The following is a 22,644-nucleotide window of genomic DNA, read 5'->3' on the forward strand; positions in this document are numbered from 1 at the left end:
CGCCTCCAGCGCGGCGCCATCGACTTCCTCGGGCTCGCCGTCCGCAACCCCGCGGAGCTCACCAGCGGGCCCGCCGACGGCGACGAATCACCCCTCGTCGGAGCCGCCGTCCGCTGACGTTGCCGTCAACTACTGCCGTCAACTACCCCAGAAGCCCCGCCAGGACTCACCTGACGGGGCTTCAACTTTGCTTCTGCTACTGATCTTAGAATTTTCCGGATGGCGACGGCCCGCTTTCCGCATCCGCACGTCAACCAGCCGGCTTGACCGATGTCGACCGGTCAAGCCGGACCCTAAAGATCACTGCTCACGGCGGCATATCTAACTCAACAGCCGCTCTAGCGCATCGAGGGTCTCTTCAATAGCCAGCTCGTCCTCGCGAGGCAGTCCTTGAAGATCACCTCGATCAAGAGCAACAGCATAGATCTCCTCAAGGACCCACCAATGCGAGCGAAGGTCCTCGCCCAATGGAGAACCCTCAAGATCCGACGAAACCGAGTCGAGGTCGTCGATCAGAACCCGGAGTGCAATCCCACCGGCACGATATTTCTGAATCGACTGACGTACACCTTCGCGCAGCCACTGCGCATTGGGACTATCACTCACTGCTTGATCCTTCCGGAGCTAACGGTGACAACCCGCCCAGTTGCGGTATCCGTAATCACCGTCACATGATTCTCCGCTTCGTAGTAGGCCGTGGTCCCGGCCCGCTTCCCTGGCATGCTTTCGCCGACACGAATCGTGTTTTCCACTACCGACGGCATGAGGCCGCGCTCCTGCATCCGGTCAATCGCATGTCCGGTGTAATCGCGCCCCGCGATTGTTGCCGGTTCATTTGGCGAAAGATTGCGGAAGTTCGTACCCCTCCCGCCAACTGGGGTTGTCGGGCAGTTGCTGTTGTGAACAAGTACGGGCGTGGCCCCGGCGAGTACATAGTACGTGTGGACGTTTTCGACTGTGAGGTTGTAGGTGCGTGCGTGTTGGGTGAAGGGGTGGTTGGTGTTGATGGTGGTGTGGGTGCCGTTGGGGGTGCGGAGGGTCGTGCCTCGTTTGAGTTGTGAGGCGGGGATCCAGTCATTTTCGGAGGGGGACCAGAAGGGGTGTTCGTGGGTGGTGGTGAGGGATTCGGTGGTTCAGATGGCGAGCTGGACCAGCCTGTTCGGCGTCCTATCTGCGTGTGGGTACGGTTGCGGGCCGTTCCTGGCGTCGGGTTGGCCTGTAGCGCTGTTACTTGCCGCCTGGCAGCAGTGGTGCTGCTGATGTGTCACCATCGGCGTCTACGCCCACGTCCGGCTCCGCCTCCAGCGCCAGGCCATCGACACCCTCGGCAGCATCCTCGGCCTGACCGACATCCCGGACGACCCGCCCACCGCAGCTGTCGTCCACTGACGTTGCTGTCACCGTTGCCGTCAAACGCCTCTGGGGCCCGCTGACATCAGCGGGCCCCAGAGGCGTTTGGGCCACAGTGAAGAATCTCCGTGCTTCAAGATTCTTCAATTCAGAGACCTTCAAGAATGAGGCTCCGATTGAGATCGAATCCCCGAGTTCCATTGAACTGACCAACTCGACATCGAGTCGGAGAGGTTCAAACATAGAACCCTCGGAACCTACTGCTTCGAGAGCATCGAAATCCCACCTGTTGCAAGAGAGAACATTCGAACAAGAACCTTCCGGACATCCGGGTCACGGTCAAGCCGTTCCAACGATTCGAACCTTGCCGGATCAAGATCGATCGTGGTAATTCCGCCAGCTTCTTTGCCGTCTGCGGACGAGAACAACACGAGGCACCTGTACGCCCGCACAGCCCCCCCTAGCTCCTCCCGCATCAGCGCTTGGAGGACGACAGTGCCATCTTTGACCTGACTGCGGAGCGCGTCCACCGAGGACCACCGAGTTGCCCATGATCGCTCCTCCGCTTCCATCTGGATCGCCAACAGCGTTTCGAAGCTGATCTGGCATACTCGAAAGTCAGGGTCAGTTGAATGAATCAGAGCCATCAGGCACTACTCCGGATCGTAGACATCAATGCGTATTTCAGTATCCGGGTCGATACGTCCGTCCTGGATCCTTCTTTGGAGTTCATCCTTGCGATGATGCCCTCCAAGAATCGTGCCGTCACGCGAGACGAGGATTCCGTCTCCGTCGCCAGGATTGTTGATCCCGTCCAGGAGCCGATATCACCAGCCTTCTCGTGACGGGTCGAAATTCCGCACGGCCCGGAATTGTGAACGAGTACCGGCGTGGCTCCCGCCAGCACATAGTACGTGTGGACGTTTTCGACCGTGAGGTTGTAGGTCCGTGCGTGCCGGGTGAAGGGGTGGTTTGTCTTGATGGTGGCGTGGGTGCCGTTGGAGGTGCGGAGGGTCATGCCTCGTGTGAGTTGTGAGGCGGGGACCCAGTCTCCTTCGGAGGGGGACCAGAAGGGGTGTTCGTGGGTGGCGGTGAGGGATTCGGTGCCGTCTTCGGTGGTGAGGGTGAGTTTGTTGAACTTCTTGTCGGCCTCGGTGCGGATGAGGCGGGTGACGGTCCTGCCGGTTTCGGGGTCGGTGGCGAGGACCTTGTCGCCGACCTTGATGTCCTCGATAGATGAGTTCTTCGTCATGAAATCAAGGGCGCCAGGATCTGCAAGATCAGGCACTTGAGCAACGAAGTATATCCTCACCTGTGATCACGAATTACCGGAATCGGCTACAGCTTGACGCCATACGTTTTCGAACTGCACAGATTCGATGTGTGACGGAGAAAATTCTTCCTGTTCGGCAATTTCCTCCAAGCTCGGAAGCGGGCCCTCTCCAAGCGTAGTTACTCCCGAGAAGGATTCACCGTCCGCGAAATCCCGACGTCCGTCCCGATAGATCTCCACCTTGCGGATCTCGTACCCCGCATCGTCAAGCTCGCTATATAGCTCGACCGGCTCATCAGGCAAGTTGTGGCGCCATAGCACCTTGAGGTATCGCATCTCAGTTCGCTCCGTAGCCGATTATTCGCCCGTTCAGATCCAAAGATCCTTGATTGGGAATCACAAAGACGTTGTCTCTTCCCTGGACGACATTCAATCCCCTGACATCAATCTCGACGTAGTTAGTGAACCGTCGCCCAGAGAATGGATGCCCGAGAAAGCATCGTGACAGCTGCCCACATGTCTTCGTTCCGGGAGCGATATCAGAGAGATACTGCCCGTCACCATAGCGCGCATCCTTCGGGCTCACCTCCTTGGTTGAGGCATTCAATTTCTTGCTTCCTACGATCCCATTCATCCCCGCTTCATCGGTGTAGTGAATGAGGGTTTCGGGAGGGCAGCCACCAGAATTGTGAACGAGTACCGGAGTCTTACCCGCCAGCACATAGTACGTGTGCACCGTGCTGACGGTGAGGTCGTATGTCGTCTGCTTCTTGGTGAAGTGGCGGGTGGCTGTGACGGTGACGGTGTGGTCGGAGTCGGTGCTGCGCAGGGTCATGCCGGGGTGCAGGTCTCCGGCGTCGATCCAGTCGCCCTCGGAGGGAGACCAGAAAGGGTGTGTGGTGGTGGCGGTGAGCGAGTCCTTCTTGGTGGTGCCGTCGGTGCTGGTCGTGAGCTGGACGAAGTTCTTGTCGTGTTGCGTGACGATGGTGGCGACGACTTCTTGTGGCCGGGTTTTTCCGGTGTCGGGATCGGTTGCGAGAACCCTGTCGCCCTTCTTGATCTTTTCGATGGCCTTGCTGGTGCCGTCGGCCAGGCGGACTTCTGTTCCTTCGACGAAGCTGTGGAGACAGCTGGTGAGGCGGCTCGCCTCGGCGGTTCTCTCTGTGGCCTTGCCCGCCCGGGCCACTGTGCTCAGCTTTCCGATGGGGACGACGCCGAGGGCGGTCCAGACGCAGCCGCTCACGCTGCCGTTCTTGCAGCGGACGGCGTCGCGATAGCCGATGAGCTCCAGCCAGTCTCCCTTCGGCTGGATCCACCCGAGAGTCTCCACGGCGTCGCACAGTGCGGAGGACGAGTCGTCGCGGCAGGCCTGGTCTCCCCAGTTCATGAGGTTCTGGGTGTAGGAGTTCTCGGGGAAGATGACGCCGAGTTCCCTTTCGGACGGAACGCGGACCCCGGCGATGGTGGGCTGGCCATCCCGGGCGTAGCCGACCGCGAAGGAGGGCGCCGGGGAGGTGGCCGGCGCGGGGTTTCGGACGGGGTTGATGACCCCGCCCCCCGTAGGCCGGCCGTTCTTCGACTTGCTTCCGTCGCCGCGGGTCACCACTCCTGAGCCGCAGCCGAGGCCCGTGCTGCCGCCGCAGGCGAGGCCCAGGCCGGAGGGGTCGGTGAAGAAGAGAGGGTTCTGCGCCCCGTAGGAGAAGCCGTTCAGGGTCTGCGGTTTGTCGGTTTCCATGAGCGGGTCCACGCTCAGGAACTGCCCCAGGGCGGTGTCGTACTCGCGGGCGCCCAGGTGGGTCAGGCCGGTGCCGGCGGTGTCGTCGGTGCCGCCGACGAAGCCTCGGGTGCCGGGCCAGGCGCTGGGGGCCGTGCCGCGGAGGTCGCCGAAGGGCAGGACGCGGCGCTGGGTGAGCTTGAGGGTCTTGGCGTCCACGGCGAGTTGGCCGGTGCCGTGGTGGTCGGCCAGGGTGAAGGAGACCGTGCCGTCGTTCTTCGTGACGGCCTGGTTGCCGTCGCCGAGGTCGGTGTAGCGGGTGGCCTCGGCGGTGGTGGCGCCCTTGCGCAGGACGACCTCGGTGTGGCCCAGGTAGAGCGTGGTCTCGGTGGGCGTACGCCCGATGAGGCGGTTGCCCTCGGTGTCGTACAGGTACTCGGTGGTCCGCTTGCCGCCCTGGCCGTCGGGCTCGCTGACCTTGGCCAGATGGCCTTCCGCGTCCCAGCCGAGCGTCTGCGCGGCGCCGCCGCGCGGCCGGGTGAGGGTGTTGCCCGCCTCGTCGTAGGTGTAGCTGTCCTTGCGGGTCTCGCCGCCGGTGGTCTCGGTGACCGAGCTCAGGGTGTGCGGCTGGGCGCTGCCGGGGGCCGGGTAGGCGTAGGCGCGCTGCCGGTCCTTGGTCGTGGTGCCCGCCGGGTCGTGGATCGTCTCGGTGAGGCGCTGGCCGCTCTTGTTGTACGCGTAGTCGTGCCAGTACGGCGCCGGTCCGCCCAGCGCGCTTGCTGCCGGGGCGTCCTTGCACTCGGCGGTGCCCTGCGCCCAGGCCTTCGTCAGGCGCCGCAGCCCGTCGTACTGGAAGCACTGGTTGTCGGTGCCGTCGCGGGAGACGTCCGAGACGGACAGGATGTTGCCGGCCTCGTCGTAGCGGTAGCTCGCGCTGCGGTCGACGCCGGGCTGGTTCTCGCGGTCCACCCGGGAGTTGGCGAGGCGCTGGGTGCCGAACTCGTAGGTGTTGGTGACCTGGGTCTTGAGGGCCGAGCCGCCGCCGGTCATGGTCAGCTGGGCGGGCTTGCCGGTCAGGGTGTAGGACGTGGCCGCCGTGTAGCCCCGGTCGAACACCGAAGTGCGGCGCAGGGTCTCGGGGTCGTAGGTGAAGGTGCCGCCGCCCCCGGGCAGGGCACCCGCCGCGGAGTAGCTGAGACCTCTGGGCAGATCCGACGGCCAGTAGCTGTTGCCGGTCTGGTAAGTCCCCGCGAGCGCCCCCTCCTTGGCCGGGATCACCAGGGAGGTCTTCATCGGCCGGTAGCGGCTGTCGAAGACGGTGACCTTGGAGGTGTACGCCTCGCCGTCCACATAGCGGGTGGATTCGGTGAGTTGGCCCTTGGCGCCGTTGACCGTGTCGTAGACCCACTTGGCGCGCAGCGGGCCGCTCGCCGAGTCCTCGTGGAGTTCGGTCTTGCGGCCGAGGCCGTCGTAGACGTACGCGAGGTCGGGGCTGGACGGGCGGGCGTCCGAGGAGCCGGTGAGCTGGCCCCGGTCGTCGTAGCGGCTGGTGGTGGTGCCCTTGTCGGGGTCCACCGCGCGGGTCTGGCGGCCCAGTTGGTCGTAGCCGTAGGACCAGGAGTTGCCCGCGGGGTCGGTGACCTCGGCGAGTTCGCCGCGCGGGGTGTAGGCGTAGGCGGTGGTGTCGAAGGGGGCGTCGGCGCTGCGGCTGTGGTGCTGGCGCAGTTCGGTGGTCCGGCCGCGGGCGTCGGCCAGGGTGGTGGTGGCGGTGCCGCCGGCCGGTGGGATGACGGTGGTGCGGTCGCCGCCGTAGACGGTCCTGGTGGTGCCGAGGATCTTGCCGCCGTCGCCGTTGCCCGCGATGTCCTGGACCTGGACGGGCCGGTTGAGGCCGTCGTAGGCGGTCCGGGTCTGGGTCTCCACCGCCAGGGCGTCCGCGGGCTCGAACAGCCCCGTGCTCGGCTTGGAGTTGGTGTAGTAGGTGGCGAACGTCTTGGCGGCCAGGCCGCGTTCGTCGTAGAAGGTGTCGGTGAGCAGCGCGCCGCCGTTCGGGCCCGGCGCCTGGGTCTGGCGGGGGCGCAGGAAGCCGTCGTAGAGGGCGTACGAAGTGATCTGGCCGCCGCTGTGGTTGAGGGTCTTGGTGGCGACCGCGGCCGGTTTGCCCTCGGTGAGGGTGTAGACGAACTCGTAGTTCGGGACCTGGCCGGGGCGGCGGTCGGTGAGCCAGACCTTGCGGTTGCGGCCGAGGGCGTCGTACTGGAAGTCGGTGACCGCGCCGTTGGTGTCGGTCTCGGTGAGGGGCTGGCCGCGCAGCGGGTCGAAGGCCGTGGTGGTGGTCTGCGCCGTCGCCGCGTCGCCCGCCTTGGCCGGCGGGGTGGTCACCTTGGTCTGGGTGGGCAGTCCGGTCGCGGGCGTGTACGCGGTGGTGACCGTGCGGCCGTCCGCGCGCGGGGTGCGCACCGGGGCTCCGTCGCCCTCCGCGGTGACGTCGGCGGTCAGGTCGGTGGTGGTGCGGACCCGGCCGTAGTCGTCGAAGGTGCTGCCGGATTCGAGGTAGGTCGCCTTGGTGCCGGTGTGGGACTTGAGGGTCGCGCTGGCCGTGGCGTCGCCCTTGGTGGGGGCGGCGCCGTAGCCCTTGCCGTCGTAGGCGGTGCGGATGTCGGAGAGGACGTCCTCGGAGCGGTCGGTGGCCGATCCGCAAGAGGTGGCGACGGTCTCCACCCGGGCGGGCAGGCCGAGGATGTTGTCCTCGCTGTTGGTGGCGTAGGAGGTGCGGACGCACTGGTTGTCCGCGGCGGTGGTGCCGTCGCCGAAGTCGTCGGCCTCGGTGATGCGTCCGGCGACGGTGTCGTACGTCCGCGAGGTGGAGGTGGTCCGCCATTCGGCGCCCGCGCCGTCGTCCAGCGAGGCCCAGGTCTTGGTGTGGCCGGTGCCGGTGAGGTCGGCGGTGACGGTGCCCCAGTCGCGGACCTTCTTGGCCGTCTGGTGGTGCCAGGGGCGGTTCACCGTCTTGGTGAGGATCTTGCCGCCGGGCTTGTCGTACTCGGCGGTCCGGTAGCCGAAACCGGCCGCCGAGGCGTGGTCGGTGAGCGGATCGCCCTCGCCCGCGCCGAGGGCGACGCTGACCTCCTTGGTGCCGCCGCTCTTGTCCTTGCGGTCCCCGTCCATGCCGCGCAGGAAGTACGAGTCCTCCTGGGTCCGCATCGCGGCGCTGCCGCCCTGGCCGCCGGTCAGGACCCGCACATGGCCGTAGCCGCGCCACTGCGACCAGGTCTTGTTCTTCTCCTTGGTCAGCCCGTCGGAGTCGTCGAAGTGCCAGGCCGCGCCGTCCAGATACTGGTACTGGGTCACCTGGTCCAAGGCGCCGCCGGTGCGGTCGGTGGAGGTGACCGTGGTGGTCACGTACTTGTTGAACCAGTGCAGTTCGGGGTCGCTCTCGCTGTCCCCGCCGATGTACTGCGGGAAGCAGCGGGTGGTGTTGGTCTGCGGGGTGGGCAGGGCGCCCCAGTCGCAGGCGGGCGCCGAGTACGCGGTGTCGATCTGCCCGCCGCTCTCGTCGGCCACCGTGGACAGCCGCGCCTTGATGAAGGGCGCGTAGCCGTCGCCGGTCTTGTCGAGGCGGTTGGCGAGCTGGGTGTACGCGAAGGTCGTCTTCGGCAGGGTGACCGCGGGGGTGGCGGACTGGCCGGTGTGCTGCACGGAGTCGAGCAGCAGCTGGTAGTCGGTGTCCGCCATGCCCCAGCGGTGGCTGAGCTTCCAGGTGTCGGTCGGGCCGTAGGTGCCGTCCGCCTTGAGCACCTGGGTGGTGACGTCGGTGAGCCGCTTACGGGTCCAGAAGGAGGGCGCCAGGCGGCCCTTGTCGCAGGTGGTGTCCGCCTTGCAGTTCAGGTCCCAGGGGGTGTCGTACCAGTACGAGGCCTTGGCGTCGATGGTGTCGGCGGCGCAGGTGACCCCGGACTCCGGCAGGCAGCGCTCGGCGTTGCCGAGGACGACCTGGGCCAGCGGCTTGTCCGCGAAAATGCGGTCGGAGCGGAGCCCGTAGTCGATGCGGTCGAGGTAGCCGCCGCGGGTGTAGGGGGTGTCGTCCTCGGCCTTGAGGTTGCGCCCGTAGGAGTTGGTCTCCTTGGTGTAGTGGTAGCCGACCGCGTTGCCGTGCGGGTCGACCACGTAGTCGAGCTGCCAGCGCCAGGCCTGCTGGCACCAGGAGTCCGCGAAGGCCGCCTGGTGGCAGTCCTCGCCGGAGTCGTCGCCGTAGACCGGCGCGGTCCAGGTCGAACCGGTGGTCTCCTTGCCCTCGCTCCAGCCGGGCAGCCGGTTGTAGCCGAAGTAGTAGCGGATTCCCGCGGGGTTGGTCAGGCGCCAGTACTCGCCGTCGTTGTCGCCGTTGCCGCGGTCCGCGGACTTCAGCCGCTTGATCCGGGTGCCGTCGTCCTGCTGGAGCTTGAACTCGTCGTCGCTGCCGGTGGGGACGAGTTCGCCGCCCTTGCCGTTGAAGGTCAGGAAGGCGTTGTCGTAGTCCCAGCAGAGGTCGCCGGGCTTGTCGCCGTCGGCGTTCTTCACCCCGTCGTCCGCGCAGGGCTTGTAGCGCCGTTCGATGAAACCGGGCGCCAGGTCGAAGCCGTCACCGGCCCAGGAGCCCTGGTTGTTGGTGCCGCCGGTCCGGCCGTCGATCGAGGCCGAGGAGTACGACAGGCCCACCGTGGGCTTGAGCCCGCCCGGCACATCCGGCACCGGCATGTCGTAGGACCAGCTGAAATCACCGGTGTTGAGGTTCGTCTGCCAGGCGGCGGAGGGCGCCAGGTCGGTCGCCTTGTACGTGCCCTTGTCGCCCTCGGCCGCCGCGGTGACGGCCAGCACGGCGGGCGCCGCACCGGAGACGGTGACCGACTTCGCGGTCAGGGTGTGCCGGGCGGGGTCGTGGGCCGCGGCGAGAGGGCGCGCGGTACGGCACTTGGCGGCGCCGGGGTCGGTCACGGCACAGGCGGGCAGCTGGACCAGGCGGAGCCGGTTCGCGTAGGAGCCGCCGAAGGACTGGGCGAAGGGGGCGTAGTCGATCGCGACGGTCAGGGGGGTCTCGGCCTCGGCCTCGCTCTTGTCTCCGGCCTCGGCTTTCCACTTGCCTGTGTGTGCGGGGGAGTTGGGGCCGCCGGTCGGCTTCGGCTTCGGGCGGGCCCCGGTGCCGTCCTGCTGCGCGCTGATGCTGAAGAGCGGTCCGCCCACTCCCGCGCGGTGCGACTGCTTCGCACTGAGGACGCGTGCCTCGACCCGGGCGGGCGCGAAGGGCGCCGCCTGCTTCTTCACCTGCGGCCTGCCGACCCGCAGGGGAGTCCCCGGTACGCCGACCAGCTCGCCGCCGTCCGCCTTGGCCCCGCCGGGCAGCTCCGCACGCGCCGTCACGGCCTTCGGCCAAGTCCGCTTCGGCTTCTCGGCGGGGACCCGGGGGCCCTTGGCGAGGGTGCGGGGTTCGACCTTCGCGGGTCGACTGCCCGCGACGGGCTTCTCCGACTTCGGCAGCGCGGCAAGGCCATTGCCGTCCTCGGCGGTGGCCTGCGGGAGCGAGGTCGCCTGGAGCAGGGTCGCCAGCAGGGCGGCGGACATCGCGAGGGCGGCGGTGCGCAGGGATCTGTGTCCGCGCGCGGGCGGGAAGAGCGGTCTCATCGTGTGGGAGTCCATCTGTCTGGGCGCCGTGGCATGTTCGGCGGCCGGAGGAGGCAAAGCCTGAGGAGGGATGGCACGGTGCGGGTGGTCTTCGGCCCGCGAGCGGGGGCGCCCAGCCGGTGCCGGGTCCCAGTAAGCCGGTGGGGAAGTCGCCGCACCTGCGGCGAGATGGGCGAGCGGTGATCCGCCCCGCACACCCTGGGAAGCGCGGACGTCGGCAACCGTCTCGGCGTCGTGGTGGCCGCTGAACTCACCATGGCGACCCCGGCCGACTGCCTGCGGGCCACGCCACGGGGCCCGGGCGGGCCGGGGCGGCCCGGCCCGTCGAGGGTTCGTCAACCGCCCCTCTGCGTACGGCACTTGACGGAGACCGGCGGAGGGATCCGACCGTCGAGGGCGAGTGCTCGGGTCGCTTGGTGGTGCTGAAGGCCGACATCATCGGCTCGGGCGTGCGAGCACCGCACAGTCATGGCCCCGGCTCGCCGTTCCCGGATCCGGGCACGCCGGCTCCCCCGCCACAACCTCACAGTCCCCACCCCAAGGTCACAGAATCTTCATAGGCGGAGTGAGTCAACGCTGCTGATCCACTGGCGTCAATGTGAACTGGAGCACAACAATCGGTGACGGGCTGTTTTCCGGACATGCCGAAGCGTGACCGGCCGTGGCTCGGAAGGGATGCCGGTGATCGGCTCAACTCCCGTTGGGGGTAAGCGATTTCCGTTCGGGGTGGAGGGGTGTGAGGAGGCGGCCCCGGCTTTTCGTGGCGGTCTGCTCAGGCCTCTTTCGGCCAGTTCTCCAGGGTTGTGTGCAGTGCCTGCACGGTGCGGTTCCAGGAGGCCTCGACCGGGCGGGTGGCGTTGAAGCCGCCGCTCGACTCCAGGGTGACGAAGCCGTGGAGGGTGCTGCGCAGCAGGCGTACGGCGTCGGTGAGGTCGGGTTCGGTCAGGCCGTAGGAGCGGAGCATCGCGTAGGTCAGCTCGATCTTGGTGAGCGGGCCGGGGTGGGCGGCGAGGACCTCGGGGTCGACCGGGAGCTGGGTGGCGGCGTAGCGGCCGGGGTGGCCGAGGGCGTAGTCGCGGTAGGCGTGGGCGAAGGCGGTCAGGGCCGCCCTGCCCGAGCGGCCGGCGAGGGCGTCGCCGACGGTCTCGGCGAGTTCGGTGCCCGCGAGGACGGCGATGCGGGTGCGCAGCTCGGCGAGGTTGCGCACGTGCGAGTAGAGGCTCGCGTCCTTCACGCCGAAGTGGCGGGCCAGGGCCGAGAAGGTCAGCTTGTCGAAGCCGCGTTCGTCGGCGAGGTCCGCGGCGGCGAGGGTGAGGCGTTCCGCGGTGATTCCCGCCCTGGGCACAGTCGTTCTCCTCGCTCGGTCCGGGTCGTGGCCCGGTGGGTCCGGGCGGCGGCCGGGCCCCGGGGTCGGGCCGGGCTCCGGGTACGGTACCCAGACCCCGAGGAACCTAATTGCTTTAACCATTTGCCTAGTATGCCTAGGGAGAGTTAGCTTCCGAGGCATGAGACCGCTCACCGAGAAGGAAATCCGCGCCTCGTTCGTCAACTGCACCAAGGGCGAGGCCACCCGTATGACGCTGCCGCGGGACCTGGCCGAGCAGCCCTGGGAGGACCTGGACTTCCTCGGCTGGCGCGACCCGGCGGCCCCCGAGCGCTGCTGCCTGGTCGCCGAACGCGAGGGCAGGCTGACCGGGGTGATGCTGCGCTACCCGGCGCGGGCCCGCGGGCAGCACCGCCGCAGCATGTGCACCCTGTGCCTGACCACCCACCCCACCGGCGGCGTCTCGCTGATGACGGCGGCCAAGGCGGGCAAGGCCGGGCGCGAGGGCAACTCGGCCGGGCTGTACATCTGCACCGACCTGGCCTGCTCGCTCTATCTGCGCGGCAAGAAGACCCCGGCCGCGGGCGGCGAGCGCTTCGAGGAGTCGCTCAGCCTGGAGGAGCAGATCCGGCGGACCATGACCAATCTGTCCGCCTTCCTGGACCGGCTCGCCGCCTGAGTCTCCGGAGCCGGGGCATCGAGCGGGTCCGGGGCGGCGGCGGCCCCGGGCGGGACACCGGGTGGAATATCCACGGATCCGGCCCTGTTCGCCTGCTCACGGGGAGTACGCGCCCACCGCGGGCGCGTACGCGCGGCCGCACCGGCACCCGTACGACCTCTCCCGCGGACCGGCTCCGTACGGATCGCCGCCCTGCGGCGGGGTACGGCACCGGGGCGGGAGAGGCACCGGGACCGGACACGGCAAGCGGGACCGGACAGGGCAACGGCACAGGAGGCACCGCAGTGGGCGAGACGGACGCGGCCAGGGACGAGATCCGCGGCCAAGTGGCGGGGACGGCGCCGGTGCCGTTGTCGGTGCTTGATCTGGTGGCCGTCGGCGCCGGGTACACCGCGAGCGATTCGCTGGCCACCAGCGTGCGCCTCGCCGAGCTGGCCGAGCGGCGCGGCTACCACCGCTACTGGGTGGCCGAGCACCACTCCATGCCCGCCGTGGCCTCCTCCTCACCGGCGGTCGTCCTGGCCCGGCTGACCGCGCACACCTCCCGCATCCGGCTCGGCTCCGGCGGGGTGATGCTCCCCAACCACGCGCCGCTGGCCATCGCCGAGCAGTTCGGCACCCTTGAGGCGCTGGCCCCCGGCCGGGTCGACCTCGGCCTCGGGCGGGCGCCCGGCACCGACGGGGCGACCGCCGCCGCGCTGCGCCGGACCACCCAACTCCGGGAAGGCGCCGACGACTTCCCCGAGCAGCTCGCCGAACTCACCCGCTTCCTCGACGACGACTTCCCGGACGGCCACCCGTACACCCGTATCCACGCGGTGCCCGGGCCGGTCCAGGGCAGTGCGCCGGGCGGGGTGCAGTCCGCGGCCCGGCCGTCCATCTGGCTGCTCGGCTCCTCCGGCTTCAGCGCCCGCCTGGCCGGTGTGCTCGGGCTGCCCTTCGCCTTCGCCCACCACTTCGCGGCGAGCAACACCCTCCCCGCGCTCGACCTGTACCACCAGTCCTTCCGGCCCTCGGCGGTGCTCGACTCCCCGTACGCCCTGATCGGTGTCTCCACCCTGGCCGCCGACGACGAGGAGACGGCGGTCCGCGAATTCCGGGCGGCGGCGCTGAACATGGTCCATCTGCGCACCGGGCGGCCCGGGTTGATCCCCACGCCGGAGACCGCGGCCGCCTATCGGTTCAGCCCCATGGAGCAGGAGGTCGTCGCCGGCTGGCAGTCCAACGTCCTGCACGGCACCGCCGACCGGGTCCGCTCGGAGCTCGACGACCTCCAGAAGCGCACCGGCGCCGACGAGTTGATGCTCTCCACCGTCGGCCACAGCCTCTCGACCCGGCTGCGCTCCGTCGACCTCATCGCGGACGCCTACGGGATGCCGGACGCGTAGGGGAGTACGGGCAGGCGCGGCTTCCCGGACTCAAGTCCGGGGCGGGGAAGGCGAGTTCAGCAGTGCGGTGATGTGCTCCGGTGGCACCGGGCGGGAGTAGAGCCAGCCCTGGCCGGTGTCGCAGCCGATCTCGCGCAGCCGCGCCGCCTGCCCGGCGGTCTCCACGCACTCGGCGGTGACGGTGAGCCCGAGCCGGTGCGCGAGCTGCACCATGGCCTCCACGATCACCTCGTCGGCGGGGTGGGTCACGCCCTCCGCGTCCCCCCGCTCCTGCGCCGACTCCCCCTGGCGGAAGGCCCGTACGAAGGAGCCGTCCAGCTTCAGCGCGGAGACCGGCAGGCGGCTGAGGTAGGCGAGGCTGGAGTAGCCGGTGCCGAAGTCGTCGATGGCGATGCGCACCCCGCGCTCCTTCAGCTCCCGCAGGGCCTTGAGCGGGCGGCCGGAGGAGCCCATCACCGCGGACTCGGTCAGCTCCAACTGCAGCAGTCCGGGCGGGAGTCCGGTCTCCCGCAGCACCTTCCCGACATCCGCCACCAGATCCGAATCCCACAGCTGACGCACCGCCACATTGACGCTGACGTACGGGACTTGGCCCTCCGGATGGGCCAACTGCCAGGCGCGGGCCTGGGCGCAGGCGGTACGGAGCACCCAGCGGCCCAGCGGGACGATCGAACCGTCCTCCTCCGCGAGGGAGATGAACCGATTCGGCGGCAGCAGCCCGTACTGCGGGTGCTGCCAGCGCACCAGCGCCTCCACCCCGTGCAGCCTGCCGTCGCCGAGACCGACCAGCGGCTGGTACTCCAGGACGAACTCCCCGCGTTCCACCGCCGGACGCAGTGCCGAGGACAGCGCCTGCCGGGTCACCCGGTGGGCGTCGCGCTCCGGGTCGAAGAGGGTCCAGCGGGATCCGCCGTCGGCCTTCGCCCAGTACAGCGTGGTGTCCGCGGCCTGCATCAGGGCGGTGGCGGTGGTCGCCTCGGCCGGGCGCTCGACCACCCCGATGGAGGCCGAGACCGCGAGCCGCTCCCCGGCCAGGTCGAAGGGCTCCCGCACCGCGGCGAGCACCGCGCGGGCGAGGTCGGCCAGCTGCTCGGTACCGGTGGAGTCCTCGACGAGCAGGGCGAATTCGTCCCCGCCGAGCCGCGCCACCAGGGGAGTGCCGCCCCGCGCCGAGCCGGTGCGGTCCGCGCAGCGGGTGAGGCGCTCGGCGACCGCGGTGAGCAGCCGGTCGCCGAGGCGGTGGCCGAGGGTGTCGTTGATCGCCCTGAAGCCGTCGAGGTCCAGATAGCACAGGCCGATCCGCCCGGTGCCGCCGCGGGCGCCCGGCTCCAGGGCGGCGGTGACCCGTTCGAAGAAGAGGGCGCGGTTGGGCAGCAGGGTCACCGGGTCGTGCCGTTGCAGATGCCGCAGCCGGGCCTGGAGATCGCGGCGGGCGCTGATGTCGGTGACCGAGACCAGGGCGGCGCCGCGTTCCCCGCCCCCGCTCAGCGGCGCGACGCCGACCTGCGCCCAGAGCGAGTTCCCGTCCGGGTGCTTGAGGTGCCGGGTGCAGCGCAGCCGCGGCCGGGTCCCGCGCAGCACCTCGCGGTAGGCCTCCCAGGTGTCCTGGTCCGCGGCGAGGTCCAGGAGCTCGGCCGCGAGCAGGGGGGCCGGGCCGGGCGGGGGTTCCCCGGCGGCGGTCGGGGACGTGTCCGCTCCGGCGAGGGATCCGTCGGCCCGGGTGGGGGAGGCATCGGCCCGGCTGAGGGATCCGCCGGTGCCGAACAGCGAGTGGAAGGCCTCGTTCGCGTCGATCACGGTGCCCTCGCGGTCCACGACGGCGAGGGCGAGGGGAGCGGCGGCGAAGGCGGCGTGGTGCGGGGTGCGGTGGGAGTCCGGGCGGCGGGCCGGGGCGGCGGGGGCCGTGGCGTTGACCGGGGCGGTGGGGGAGCGGCCGGGCTCACTCTCCGTGAGGGTGGCGCGTGCGTGACCGGCCGTCGAGGCGGGTCCTTCGGAGGTTCCGCTCACCGCTCGCTCCCGCAGTGCTGTCGTACTCGGACCGGATCCGGCCGCCGTACCCGGACCGGATCCGGCGGTGGGTCCCGGGCCGGTTCCGGTGGTGGGTCCCGGATCGGTGCCGGCGGTGGGTCCGGGGCCGGTTGCCGGGTCGATGGCGGGTTCCGGTTCTTCGGGTGTGGGTCCCGGTCCGCCGGGGGTTCCGGCGCGGGCTCGGTCAGTTCGCATGCGCGCGCTCCGGTCCGGGCACGGGGCCCGGGCACCGCCGGGAAAGTGTGCCGATCATAGTGGCTGCTCACCGGGCCCTTCCAGCCGCGACCCGCGGCATGCGCCACCGGTACACGCCCGGCCTGCGCGTCCACCCGACCGCTTCCGCATCAGCGTCCGGCCCTTCCGTCTCGGTTCCGTTTCCGGCTCTGTGCCGCTTTCGCTCCCGGCCCCCGTTCCTGCTTCGGGCGGCGCGGCTTCCTCCCCCCGCTTCCGTTCCGCTCCTTCCTTCCGCTTCCCGTTCCTTCGTTTCTCTTCGGAGCCGGCCCCGCTGCCCTGCGTAGGTACGCGGGAGCGGATCGGTCGGCACTGCCGAATAGCCGTCAGTGACCGTCTGGCGGTGGGGGGTCGGGCGGACGGGTGCTCACCCGGCCGGGCTCAATGAACAGGACAAATCACATGAAATGACAACAGTCTGGGTGCGCTGACCCGAATTCCGCACCCGGAGGTCGACGTGCCGCGTCCGCTCCCCGTCCGGCGGCTCACCCGGGGGGAGTGGCCCCGGCTGCGCAGCGCCGCCGCCGCTGCCACCTCGCTGAGCGCGCTCGCGGCCACCTCCCTGGTGGCCGGTCCCGCCGTCGCCGCGACCGGCGCCGGGCTGTGCCAGCTCACCCGTACGGCGGCCCACCACTCAGAGGGCGTCGACACCTGGAACAGCGCCTATCCGCGCCCGCGGCGCACCCTCGACGCGGTGATGGTCTTCCTCTCCTTCCCCGACTCCGGCCGCCTGCACAGCACCCGCGCCCTCGCCGCCGACCACTTCCCCGCCACCAGCACCTTCTTCGCGCGCGCCTCCTACGGGCAGTTCCGGCTGCGCGCGCACCCGCAGCACCGCTGGATCCGGATGCCGAAGCCGTCCACCGACTACGAGGTGCGCCGGGACTGGAACCCCGAGAAGCGGGGCGCCTATCTGCGCGATGCCCTTAAGTCGAGCGATCCGCGGGTCGACTTCTCCCGGTACGACGTCGTCTACTTCGTGGCCGACCCGGAGGCGCCCGGAGTGGACTCGGACGCGACAAAAGTCGTCAACTTCGCTCGTCCACTGCGCGCCGACGGTACGGATCTGCGCCGGGTGGTGACCGTTTTCGAGCGCCATCCGCCGGACCGCAATGTCCTCGCCCATGAGACCGGCCATGTCTTCGACCTGCCCGACCTCTACCACCGCCCGGCGGACGGCAAGGGGGACTGGGACACGTATGTCGGCGACTGGGATCTGATGGGCAGTCAGTTCGGCCTGGCGCCGGACTTCTTCGCCTGGCACAAGTGGCGCTTCGGCTGGCTCAAGGACGACCAGGTCGCCTGCGTCCACGGCACCCAGCGCCTCGCCCTGGAACCGGTCTCCCGCGCGCCCGCCCCCGACCAGCCCCGTCTGCGGCCGAGGCCCCGGCCGCTGGTCGGCCGCGACTCCCCGGCGCCGACCGCGGGCTCGGCCGTCGCCGCCGAAGGCACTCCGGCCGAAGGTGCTCCCGCCGGACTGCTCCCCGGCGGGAGCGGGCCCCCGGTCCGCAAGCTCGCCGTCGTGCGCACCGGCCGGGAGAGCGCCCTCGCCATCGAGGCCCGGAGCCGCACCGGCAACGACCACACCACCTGCACCGAGGGCGTACTGCTCTACCGGGTACGGGTCCGCACCGCCTCCGGCGAGGGCCCGGTGGAGGTGGTCGACACCCACCCGCGTACCGAGGCCTGCTGGGGCGAGTCGGTCTACCCGCCGCTCGCGGACGCGCCGTTGCGGGCGGGCGAGAGCTTCAAGGTGCCGGGCGAACCGCTGCGGATCGCGGTGGAGGGCCGCACGGGCGCGGGCGACTGGAAGGTACGGATCCAGCCCGGCTGAGCCCTGGTTCGTACCGGAAGGCGGGCCTGGGCTGCCTGCTGACGGGAGCATGCGAAAAGCCCCCCGCTGCTGCGAGGGGCTTCTCACCGTCTGTGCGCCGCCAGGGACTCGAACCCCGGACCCGCTGATTAAGAGTCAGCTGCTCTAACCAACTGAGCTAGCGGCGCCTGCTGACGTCGTAGACCTTAGCATCCGCTCCGGTGCGGGGAAAAATCGACAACCCCGTCCCCGCCGAGGCCTCCCGCCTGCCCCGATGCGCCCCGCGCGGGTCTGGAGCGGGCCGCCCGTACGCAGGCCCACAGCAGCACCTCGGCACCGGGCAGCCGGGGCCGCCGGCACTCCGGGGCGACCAGCCAGCGGGAGTCGGGGCGGGCCCCGGCGCGGGCCGCGGTCCCGGGGGTGGGGGCGGCGGCCGGCGGCGGCACCGTCACCGCGTCCCCGGTGCCGTGGCACAGCAGCGGCGGCACCCCGGGGTGGCGGCCCGCCGAGCCCCACTCTTCCCAGTGCAGCAGCGAGGGCAGCCGGGCGGCGGTGCCCGGGGCGGCGAAGAGCAGGACCCGGCCGTGGTGGGACGCGACCGGTCCGGGGCCGCCGGAGCCCGCCGCCCAGAGCTGGTCGAGCATCCGGCGGCCGAAGACGGCGGGGGCGTTCACCACGTCGAAGACCGGACCGCAGGAGAGGACGACGGGGGTGCCGGGGTGCTCCCGCCACAGGGCGAGGGTGCTGCGCGGGTGCGGTGCGGCGGAGGCCAGCCAGGCGGCGCCCTCGGCGCGGGCACTCGCCTCCCCGGAGCCCTCCGCGTCCCAGGGGGCGAGGCCGCCCCAGCCGAAGTCCTCGCAGCCGTAGGGCCCGTAGTCGTGGACGCCCGGATCGCCGAGGTCGCCGAGGCCGCCGAAGAGCGGGTGCGGCGGGCGGTCGGCCGCCGCGGGCAGCGGGCGGGGCTCCCCTTCCGCGGGCAGGACGGTACGGGGCTCGGAGGAGGTCGTCCCCGGGGACGCGGTCGCGGGATGCCGAGTGCTGCTCATACGGAATATGTGTACTCGCAGTGAGCGCGCGATTCCCGTGAGTTGAGGGAAAGCCGGACAGGAAGACCCGGACCGGAGTATCTTGCGCCTGCGCCTCAGGCATATGCCCTCACGGTGCGTGCACCCCGGCGACTTCCCTCACGGAAGCCGCGGGCCCGCGGATCTCACCCCGTGCGCCGCAGGACCAGACAGACGAAGCCGAAGCAGTCCCGGTAGGTGCGCAGCCACTCCTCGCGGTGGAGTTCCGCCGCCTCGCGGGCCTGGCCGCTGTCCGGGTGCTCCGGGTGGTCCAGGGCCCAGGCGGCGAGGGAACCGGTCCAGGACCACTCGTAGGCGTCGCGTTCCCGCCGGGTGCTGGTGTGGCCGTGCACCGGGGTCCAGCCCGCGGCGCCGACCGCGGCCACCGTGTCCGCCAAGTCCCGCAGCTCGCCCAGGAGTTCGACCGCCGCCGGGGAGGGCGTGCGCTCCCAGTAGCCCTCGCCGAGGAGGACCGCGCCGCCGGGGGCCAGGTGGGCGCGGGCGGCTTCGAGGGCGGGCAGCAGTCCGCCGTGCGCGTGGCTCGCGCCGACGGTGAGCACGAGGTCGTACGGCCGCGCGGAACGGAACTCCGCGGCGTCCTGCCGATGGAGTGCGAGGCGGTCGCCGAGGCCGAGCCGCTCGGCCTCGGCGCGGGCCGTGCGCAGCGCGCTCTCGGAGAGGTCGACGCCGGTCGCCCGCAGCCCGGGGTGCACGGCCAGCGCGCGCAGCAGCCAGGCGGCCGAGCCGCAGCCGAGGTCGAGCGCGCGGCCCTCCCCCTCCGGCAGGGCGGCCCGCAGCAGTTCGTCCGCGGCGGCCTCGTCCACCGGGGCGCTGATCGGGTGGCGGCGGTGGGCGAGGGTGGAGAGCTCCTGTCGGTTCACGGGCGCAGCGTGCCAGTACGGGGGCGGGGCGCGCACCTCATTTCGGGGGCCGGGCGGCGCGCCTCGCCCGGGGGGCCGAACGGCCCGACCGGCGGCCGGAGTTGCTCTCCGCCGGGCCGCCGGAACCCGTACGGCCGGGCCGGGCGACCCGTACGGAGGGGGTGGGCTTCCCAAGCGGAGCGAGGGTAATTAAGGTAAGCCTCACCTAAGTCGAAGGTGGGAGCGCAGCGCATGACTTCTGTGGACCGCAGTGCGGAACCCAAGCCCGCGGAACCGACCCCGGCCGAGCGGGCACGCTCGGTGCTCGCGGCCGCCGGTTCCCTGACCGTCACCACCCACGGCCACCGGGTCGAACTGGTCGGTCTGCACTCCGTCGACGCGGCGGGCGGCCTCACCCTGCACGACCCGCCGGACAGCCACCTGGTGGCCGAGGTGCGGGCCGCGCCGGAGACCAGCCTGCCCGCGGTGATGGAGTTCACCGACATCGCCCCCAGCGTCGTACGCGACCGGGTCCGCGCCCGGCTCACCCTCGCGGGAAGCCTCGCCCCGGGCGCCGAGGAGGGCGTCCTCTCCTTCACGCTCGCCCGGGCCTGCCTGGAGGAGCACAACCGCCCGTACACCGTGGAGCCCGCCGAACTCGCCGCCGCCGAGCCCGATCCGCTGGCGACCTTCGAGGCGGACATGCTCGGCCACCTCGACACCGCGCACGCCGACGCCGTCGAACTGCTCTCCCGGCTGCTGCCGGTGAAGAAGCTCCTCGGGGTGGTGCGGGTACGTCCGCTGCGCCTGGACCGGTACGGCATCGTGCTGCGCCTCGAACGCTTCCGCGGCGGCTGCGACGCCCGCCTGGTCTTCCCCGAGCCCGCGACCCACGCGGGCGAGGCCGTCGAGCGCCTGCATCTGCTGCTCGACCGCGCGGCGGCCTGCCCGCACCGCCTCGCACCGCGTCGCTGAACAGCCCGCCGCGTACGTCCATCAGCCGGGCGGGTCCGGAGGGGCGTCCGCTCAGGCGGGTGTGCGCCCGCGGCGGCCGGGGCGCGGATGGTCCGGGTCCGCCTCCGGGCCCGGCAGGTCACCGCTGCCCTGCGACCAGTGGTTGACCCAGCCGCAGACCCCGCAAGCGTACCGCCCGCCGAGCCCCGACACCTGGGCACCGCAGCCCCGGCACTCGGTGGTGGTGATCTCCGCTCCGCCCTCGTCCATGGGGCTCGACTACCCAGGACGGGGCGGGGCATGGCTGCCGGGACGGAAGTGGCGCGGCGAGAGTTCGTGCCGGGCGCCGTGCGGGATGCCGAGGACCTCCGCTAACCGAGCGCCTGGTCCCCGAGTCCGCCCTCGCCGCCGCGCTGGAGCCGCCGGCCGAACTCGATCATCTTGCGGGCGTAGTCCTCGGTCCACCCGGCGCGGTCCGCGATGCTCCCCGGGGTGAGGCGGTCGAAGCGGCGGGGGTCGGCGAGCTGGGCGGCGGCCAGGGCCTGGAACTCCATCGAGCGGTCGGTGGCCGCGCGGAAGGCGTGGGTCAGCTCGGTCGCCCGGTCCAGCAGGTGGTGCGGGTCCTCGATCGACTCCAGGTCGAAGAAGTGCTCCGGGTCGGACGCCGCCGCTGCCGGTTCGAAGAGCAGCGGTGCGGGTCGCAGCCGCGGCTCGGTCCGGGGCCGCTCGGGCTCCGCCATCATGATCCTCCTCGTACGTTCCTCGGCCCGGGCACGGACCCGCCGCCCGCCACCCCTCGGCGAGCGGACCACCCTCCATTGTCCTGGTCGGCGCAAGAGGGCCGGTTCTCCGGTCCGCCGGTCCGGGTGAGGGCTCGGATCCGCCCGCCGGGCGCCGTGGCACGGTGCCGGGTGCGGATGACGCCGCCCCGGCCGCCGCCCGCCGCGTACGGCATCGGCCCGCCTCGCACCGGCCCGCGCCGCGCCTCAGCCGGGCCGCCACGCCACCCGGTGCCCGCCCAGCTCGGCCAGTACCGCCTGGTTCGCCTCCCAGCCGTCCGGGAACTTCACGCTGACGCCGAGCTGCACCGGCTCCGTCGAGGGGTGGGCGTCCAGGAGTTCGGGCACGCCCGCGCGGCAGACCACGATGCAGGCCTGGCGGTGCCGGGAGGCGAGCACGCACAGGCGGCCGGTCTCCAGGTGGAAGGCGGTGGCGTCGGGCCGCCCGGACAGCGGGTGCAGGACCACGGTGACCTCGTACTCGCGGCCCTGGAGGCGGTTGGCGGTGTCCACCGTGACGCCCCGGACGCCGAGCCGGTCGAGGGCGGCGCGCACCGCGGCGGCCTGGTCGCGGTGGGCGGTGCCGACGGCGATCCGGGCCGCGGTGAGCGGCACCGGCTCCTCGGCCGTCTCCGAACGCGCCCGGCCCTCGCGCTCCAGGAGCCGCGCGACGACCCGGGCCAGGGAGTCCACCGCCTCGGGGTCGGTGCGCGGGGTGCGCGCGGCGGGGAGTTCGAGCAGGCCCCAGCCGGAGCCGGCCGCCTCGTCGATCACCCGGTCCGGGCCCGAACCGTCCGAGGCCACCGCGAAGTCGAGCCCGCGCGCCCCGGGTCCGGTGCCGCTGGTGAACGGCGTGAACGGGTAGAAGGCCCGCGAGACCAGCGGCGCGGCCGAGGCGGGCAGCCGCCAGGAGACCGGCAGCCGCAACTGCGGGAGCTCCGGATTGTGCGCGAGCAGGGTGGAGACCGCGGAGGCGGAGGGGTCGTAGGCGAGGCCCGCCCACTGCTCGGAGCCGACCACCGCGAAGGGGTCCAACTGGCCCGGGTCGCCCACGAACAGGGCCCGCTCGAAGAGCCCGGCCACCGCGAGCAGGGCGTCCGAGCGCATCTGGTAGGCCTCGTCCACGATGGCGTGGCCCCAGGGCTCCTCGGTGCGCACATGCGCCCACTTCGCCGCCGTGGAGAGCACCACGTCGAGCCCGGCCAGATCGCCCGCCTTCGCGGAGGTCCGTACGGCGGGCAGCGCGTCCAGGGCGCGGTCGTACGGTTCGGCCTCGCTGCTGTGCAGCCGTCCGACGCCCAGCTCCGGGTCCTTGGCGGCGAGCCGCAGGACCAGGTCGTCGACCTGCGCGTTGGTCTGCGCGATGACCATCAACGGCCGTCCCGCGGCGGCCAGTTCGCGGGCCGCCCGGACGACGAGGGTGGACTTGCCCGCTCCCGGCGGGGAGTCCACGACCACCCCGCGCGCCTCGCCGTGCAGGGTGTGGTGCAGGATCCGCGCGGTGGCCAGGTCCGCGGCGGCGCCCGGGT

Annotated in this window: 14 protein-coding genes, 1 tRNA gene and 3 pseudogenes; 5 read left to right on the forward strand and 13 right to left on the reverse strand. The window is 71.1% G+C overall.

Features of this window, described 5'->3' with window-relative positions; translation table 11 throughout:
* Positions 1-321: 321 nt before the first annotated feature.
* Together HFV08_RS00875 and HFV08_RS32450 are read right to left on the reverse strand one after the other, a co-directional pair.
* Positions 322-606, reverse strand: a complete 285-nt coding sequence (locus HFV08_RS00875) for a hypothetical protein (RefSeq protein ID WP_168534804.1) — start codon at positions 604-606, stop codon at positions 322-324.
* Positions 603-1,115 (reverse strand): annotated as a pseudogene (locus tag HFV08_RS32450) (polymorphic toxin-type HINT domain-containing protein); the annotation flags it as partial. The pseudogene HFV08_RS32450 and the gene HFV08_RS00875, both read right to left, overlap by 4 nt.
* A 148-nt stretch (positions 1,116-1,263) precedes the next feature.
* On the opposite strand from HFV08_RS32450, the pseudogene HFV08_RS32680 reads away from it, so the two are divergent.
* Positions 1,264-1,389: pseudogene (locus HFV08_RS32680) on the forward strand (tyrosine-type recombinase/integrase); the annotation flags it as partial.
* 817 nt (positions 1,390-2,206) lie between these two features.
* Here the strand turns inward: HFV08_RS32680 and HFV08_RS32455 are convergent.
* The 4 genes and pseudogenes from HFV08_RS32455 to HFV08_RS00910 all read right to left on the reverse strand — a co-directional run.
* Positions 2,207-2,584, reverse strand: a pseudogene (locus tag HFV08_RS32455) (polymorphic toxin-type HINT domain-containing protein); the annotation flags it as partial.
* An 84-nt stretch (positions 2,585-2,668) separates the two neighbouring features.
* A complete protein-coding gene (locus HFV08_RS00900) occupies positions 2,669-2,959 on the reverse strand; it encodes a DUF6881 domain-containing protein (RefSeq protein ID WP_168534810.1) in 291 nt (96 codons plus the stop codon).
* 1 nt (position 2,960) lies between these two features.
* A complete protein-coding gene (locus tag HFV08_RS00905; protein WP_210429699.1) occupies positions 2,961-9,995 on the reverse strand; it encodes an HYD1 signature containing ADP-ribosyltransferase family protein in 7,035 nt (2,344 codons plus the stop codon).
* A 772-nt stretch (positions 9,996-10,767) separates the two neighbouring features.
* The gene (locus HFV08_RS00910) at positions 10,768-11,340 is read right to left on the reverse strand and encodes a TetR/AcrR family transcriptional regulator (RefSeq protein WP_168534812.1); all 573 of its coding nucleotides are present in this window, start codon (positions 11,338-11,340) and stop codon (positions 10,768-10,770) included.
* Positions 11,341-11,500: 160 nt separating this feature from the next.
* Here HFV08_RS00910 and HFV08_RS00915 point away from each other — a divergent pair, with 160 nt between their 5' ends.
* Both HFV08_RS00915 and HFV08_RS00920 read left to right on the forward strand, forming a co-directional pair.
* The gene (locus tag HFV08_RS00915; protein ID WP_168534814.1) at positions 11,501-11,998 is read left to right on the forward strand and encodes an FBP domain-containing protein; all 498 of its coding nucleotides are present in this window, start codon (positions 11,501-11,503) and stop codon (positions 11,996-11,998) included.
* 284 nt (positions 11,999-12,282) lie between these two features.
* Positions 12,283-13,386 (forward strand): LLM class flavin-dependent oxidoreductase, encoded by a 1,104-nt coding sequence (locus HFV08_RS00920; RefSeq protein WP_168534816.1) that lies wholly within the window; start codon positions 12,283-12,285, stop codon positions 13,384-13,386.
* A gap of 30 nt (positions 13,387-13,416) precedes the next feature.
* Here HFV08_RS00920 and HFV08_RS00925 read toward each other — a convergent pair whose 3' ends face one another.
* The gene (locus tag HFV08_RS00925) at positions 13,417-15,393 is read right to left on the reverse strand and encodes a putative bifunctional diguanylate cyclase/phosphodiesterase (protein WP_168534818.1); all 1,977 of its coding nucleotides are present in this window, start codon (positions 15,391-15,393) and stop codon (positions 13,417-13,419) included.
* 709 nt (positions 15,394-16,102) lie between these two features.
* Between HFV08_RS00925 and HFV08_RS00930 the strand changes: the two genes are divergently transcribed.
* Positions 16,103-17,479, forward strand: coding sequence for a M6 family metalloprotease domain-containing protein (locus tag HFV08_RS00930; RefSeq protein WP_312885257.1), 1,377 nt, complete (start codon positions 16,103-16,105; stop codon positions 17,477-17,479).
* A 93-nt stretch (positions 17,480-17,572) separates the two neighbouring features.
* Here HFV08_RS00930 and HFV08_RS00935 read toward each other — a convergent pair.
* From HFV08_RS00935 to HFV08_RS00945, 3 genes are all read right to left on the reverse strand, one after another.
* Positions 17,573-17,646 (reverse strand) — tRNA-Lys (locus tag HFV08_RS00935).
* Between the two features lie 18 nt (positions 17,647-17,664).
* On the reverse strand, positions 17,665-18,504 hold the full coding sequence (locus HFV08_RS00940; protein ID WP_168534820.1) for a bifunctional DNA primase/polymerase: 840 nt from the start codon (positions 18,502-18,504) through the stop codon (positions 17,665-17,667).
* A 164-nt stretch (positions 18,505-18,668) separates the two neighbouring features.
* Positions 18,669-19,403, reverse strand: coding sequence for an SAM-dependent methyltransferase (locus HFV08_RS00945; protein WP_168534822.1), 735 nt, complete (start codon positions 19,401-19,403; stop codon positions 18,669-18,671).
* Positions 19,404-19,634: 231 nt separating this feature from the next.
* Between HFV08_RS00945 and HFV08_RS00950 the strand changes: the two genes are divergently transcribed.
* Positions 19,635-20,357 carry a DUF2470 domain-containing protein gene (locus HFV08_RS00950; RefSeq protein WP_168534824.1) on the forward strand — a complete coding sequence of 241 codons (723 nt, stop codon included), beginning with the start codon at positions 19,635-19,637 and terminating at the stop codon, positions 20,355-20,357.
* A 51-nt stretch (positions 20,358-20,408) separates the two neighbouring features.
* On the opposite strand, the gene HFV08_RS00955 is transcribed toward HFV08_RS00950, so the two are convergent.
* From HFV08_RS00955 to HFV08_RS00965, 3 genes are all read right to left on the reverse strand, one after another.
* Positions 20,409-20,606 (reverse strand): hypothetical protein, encoded by a 198-nt coding sequence (locus tag HFV08_RS00955; protein WP_168534826.1) that lies wholly within the window; start codon positions 20,604-20,606, stop codon positions 20,409-20,411.
* Between the two features lie 101 nt (positions 20,607-20,707).
* Positions 20,708-21,076 (reverse strand): DUF8844 domain-containing protein, encoded by a 369-nt coding sequence (locus tag HFV08_RS00960; protein ID WP_168534828.1) that lies wholly within the window; start codon positions 21,074-21,076, stop codon positions 20,708-20,710.
* Positions 21,077-21,322: 246 nt separating this feature from the next.
* Positions 21,323-22,624, reverse strand: a complete 1,302-nt coding sequence (locus HFV08_RS00965; protein ID WP_210429753.1) for an AAA family ATPase — start codon at positions 22,622-22,624, stop codon at positions 21,323-21,325.
* Between the last annotated feature and the right edge of the window lie 20 nt (positions 22,625-22,644).

The sequence above is a fragment of the Streptomyces physcomitrii genome (genome assembly GCF_012273655.1).
In the GTDB taxonomy this organism is placed as follows: Bacteria; Actinomycetota; Actinomycetes; order Streptomycetales; family Streptomycetaceae; genus Streptomyces; species Streptomyces physcomitrii.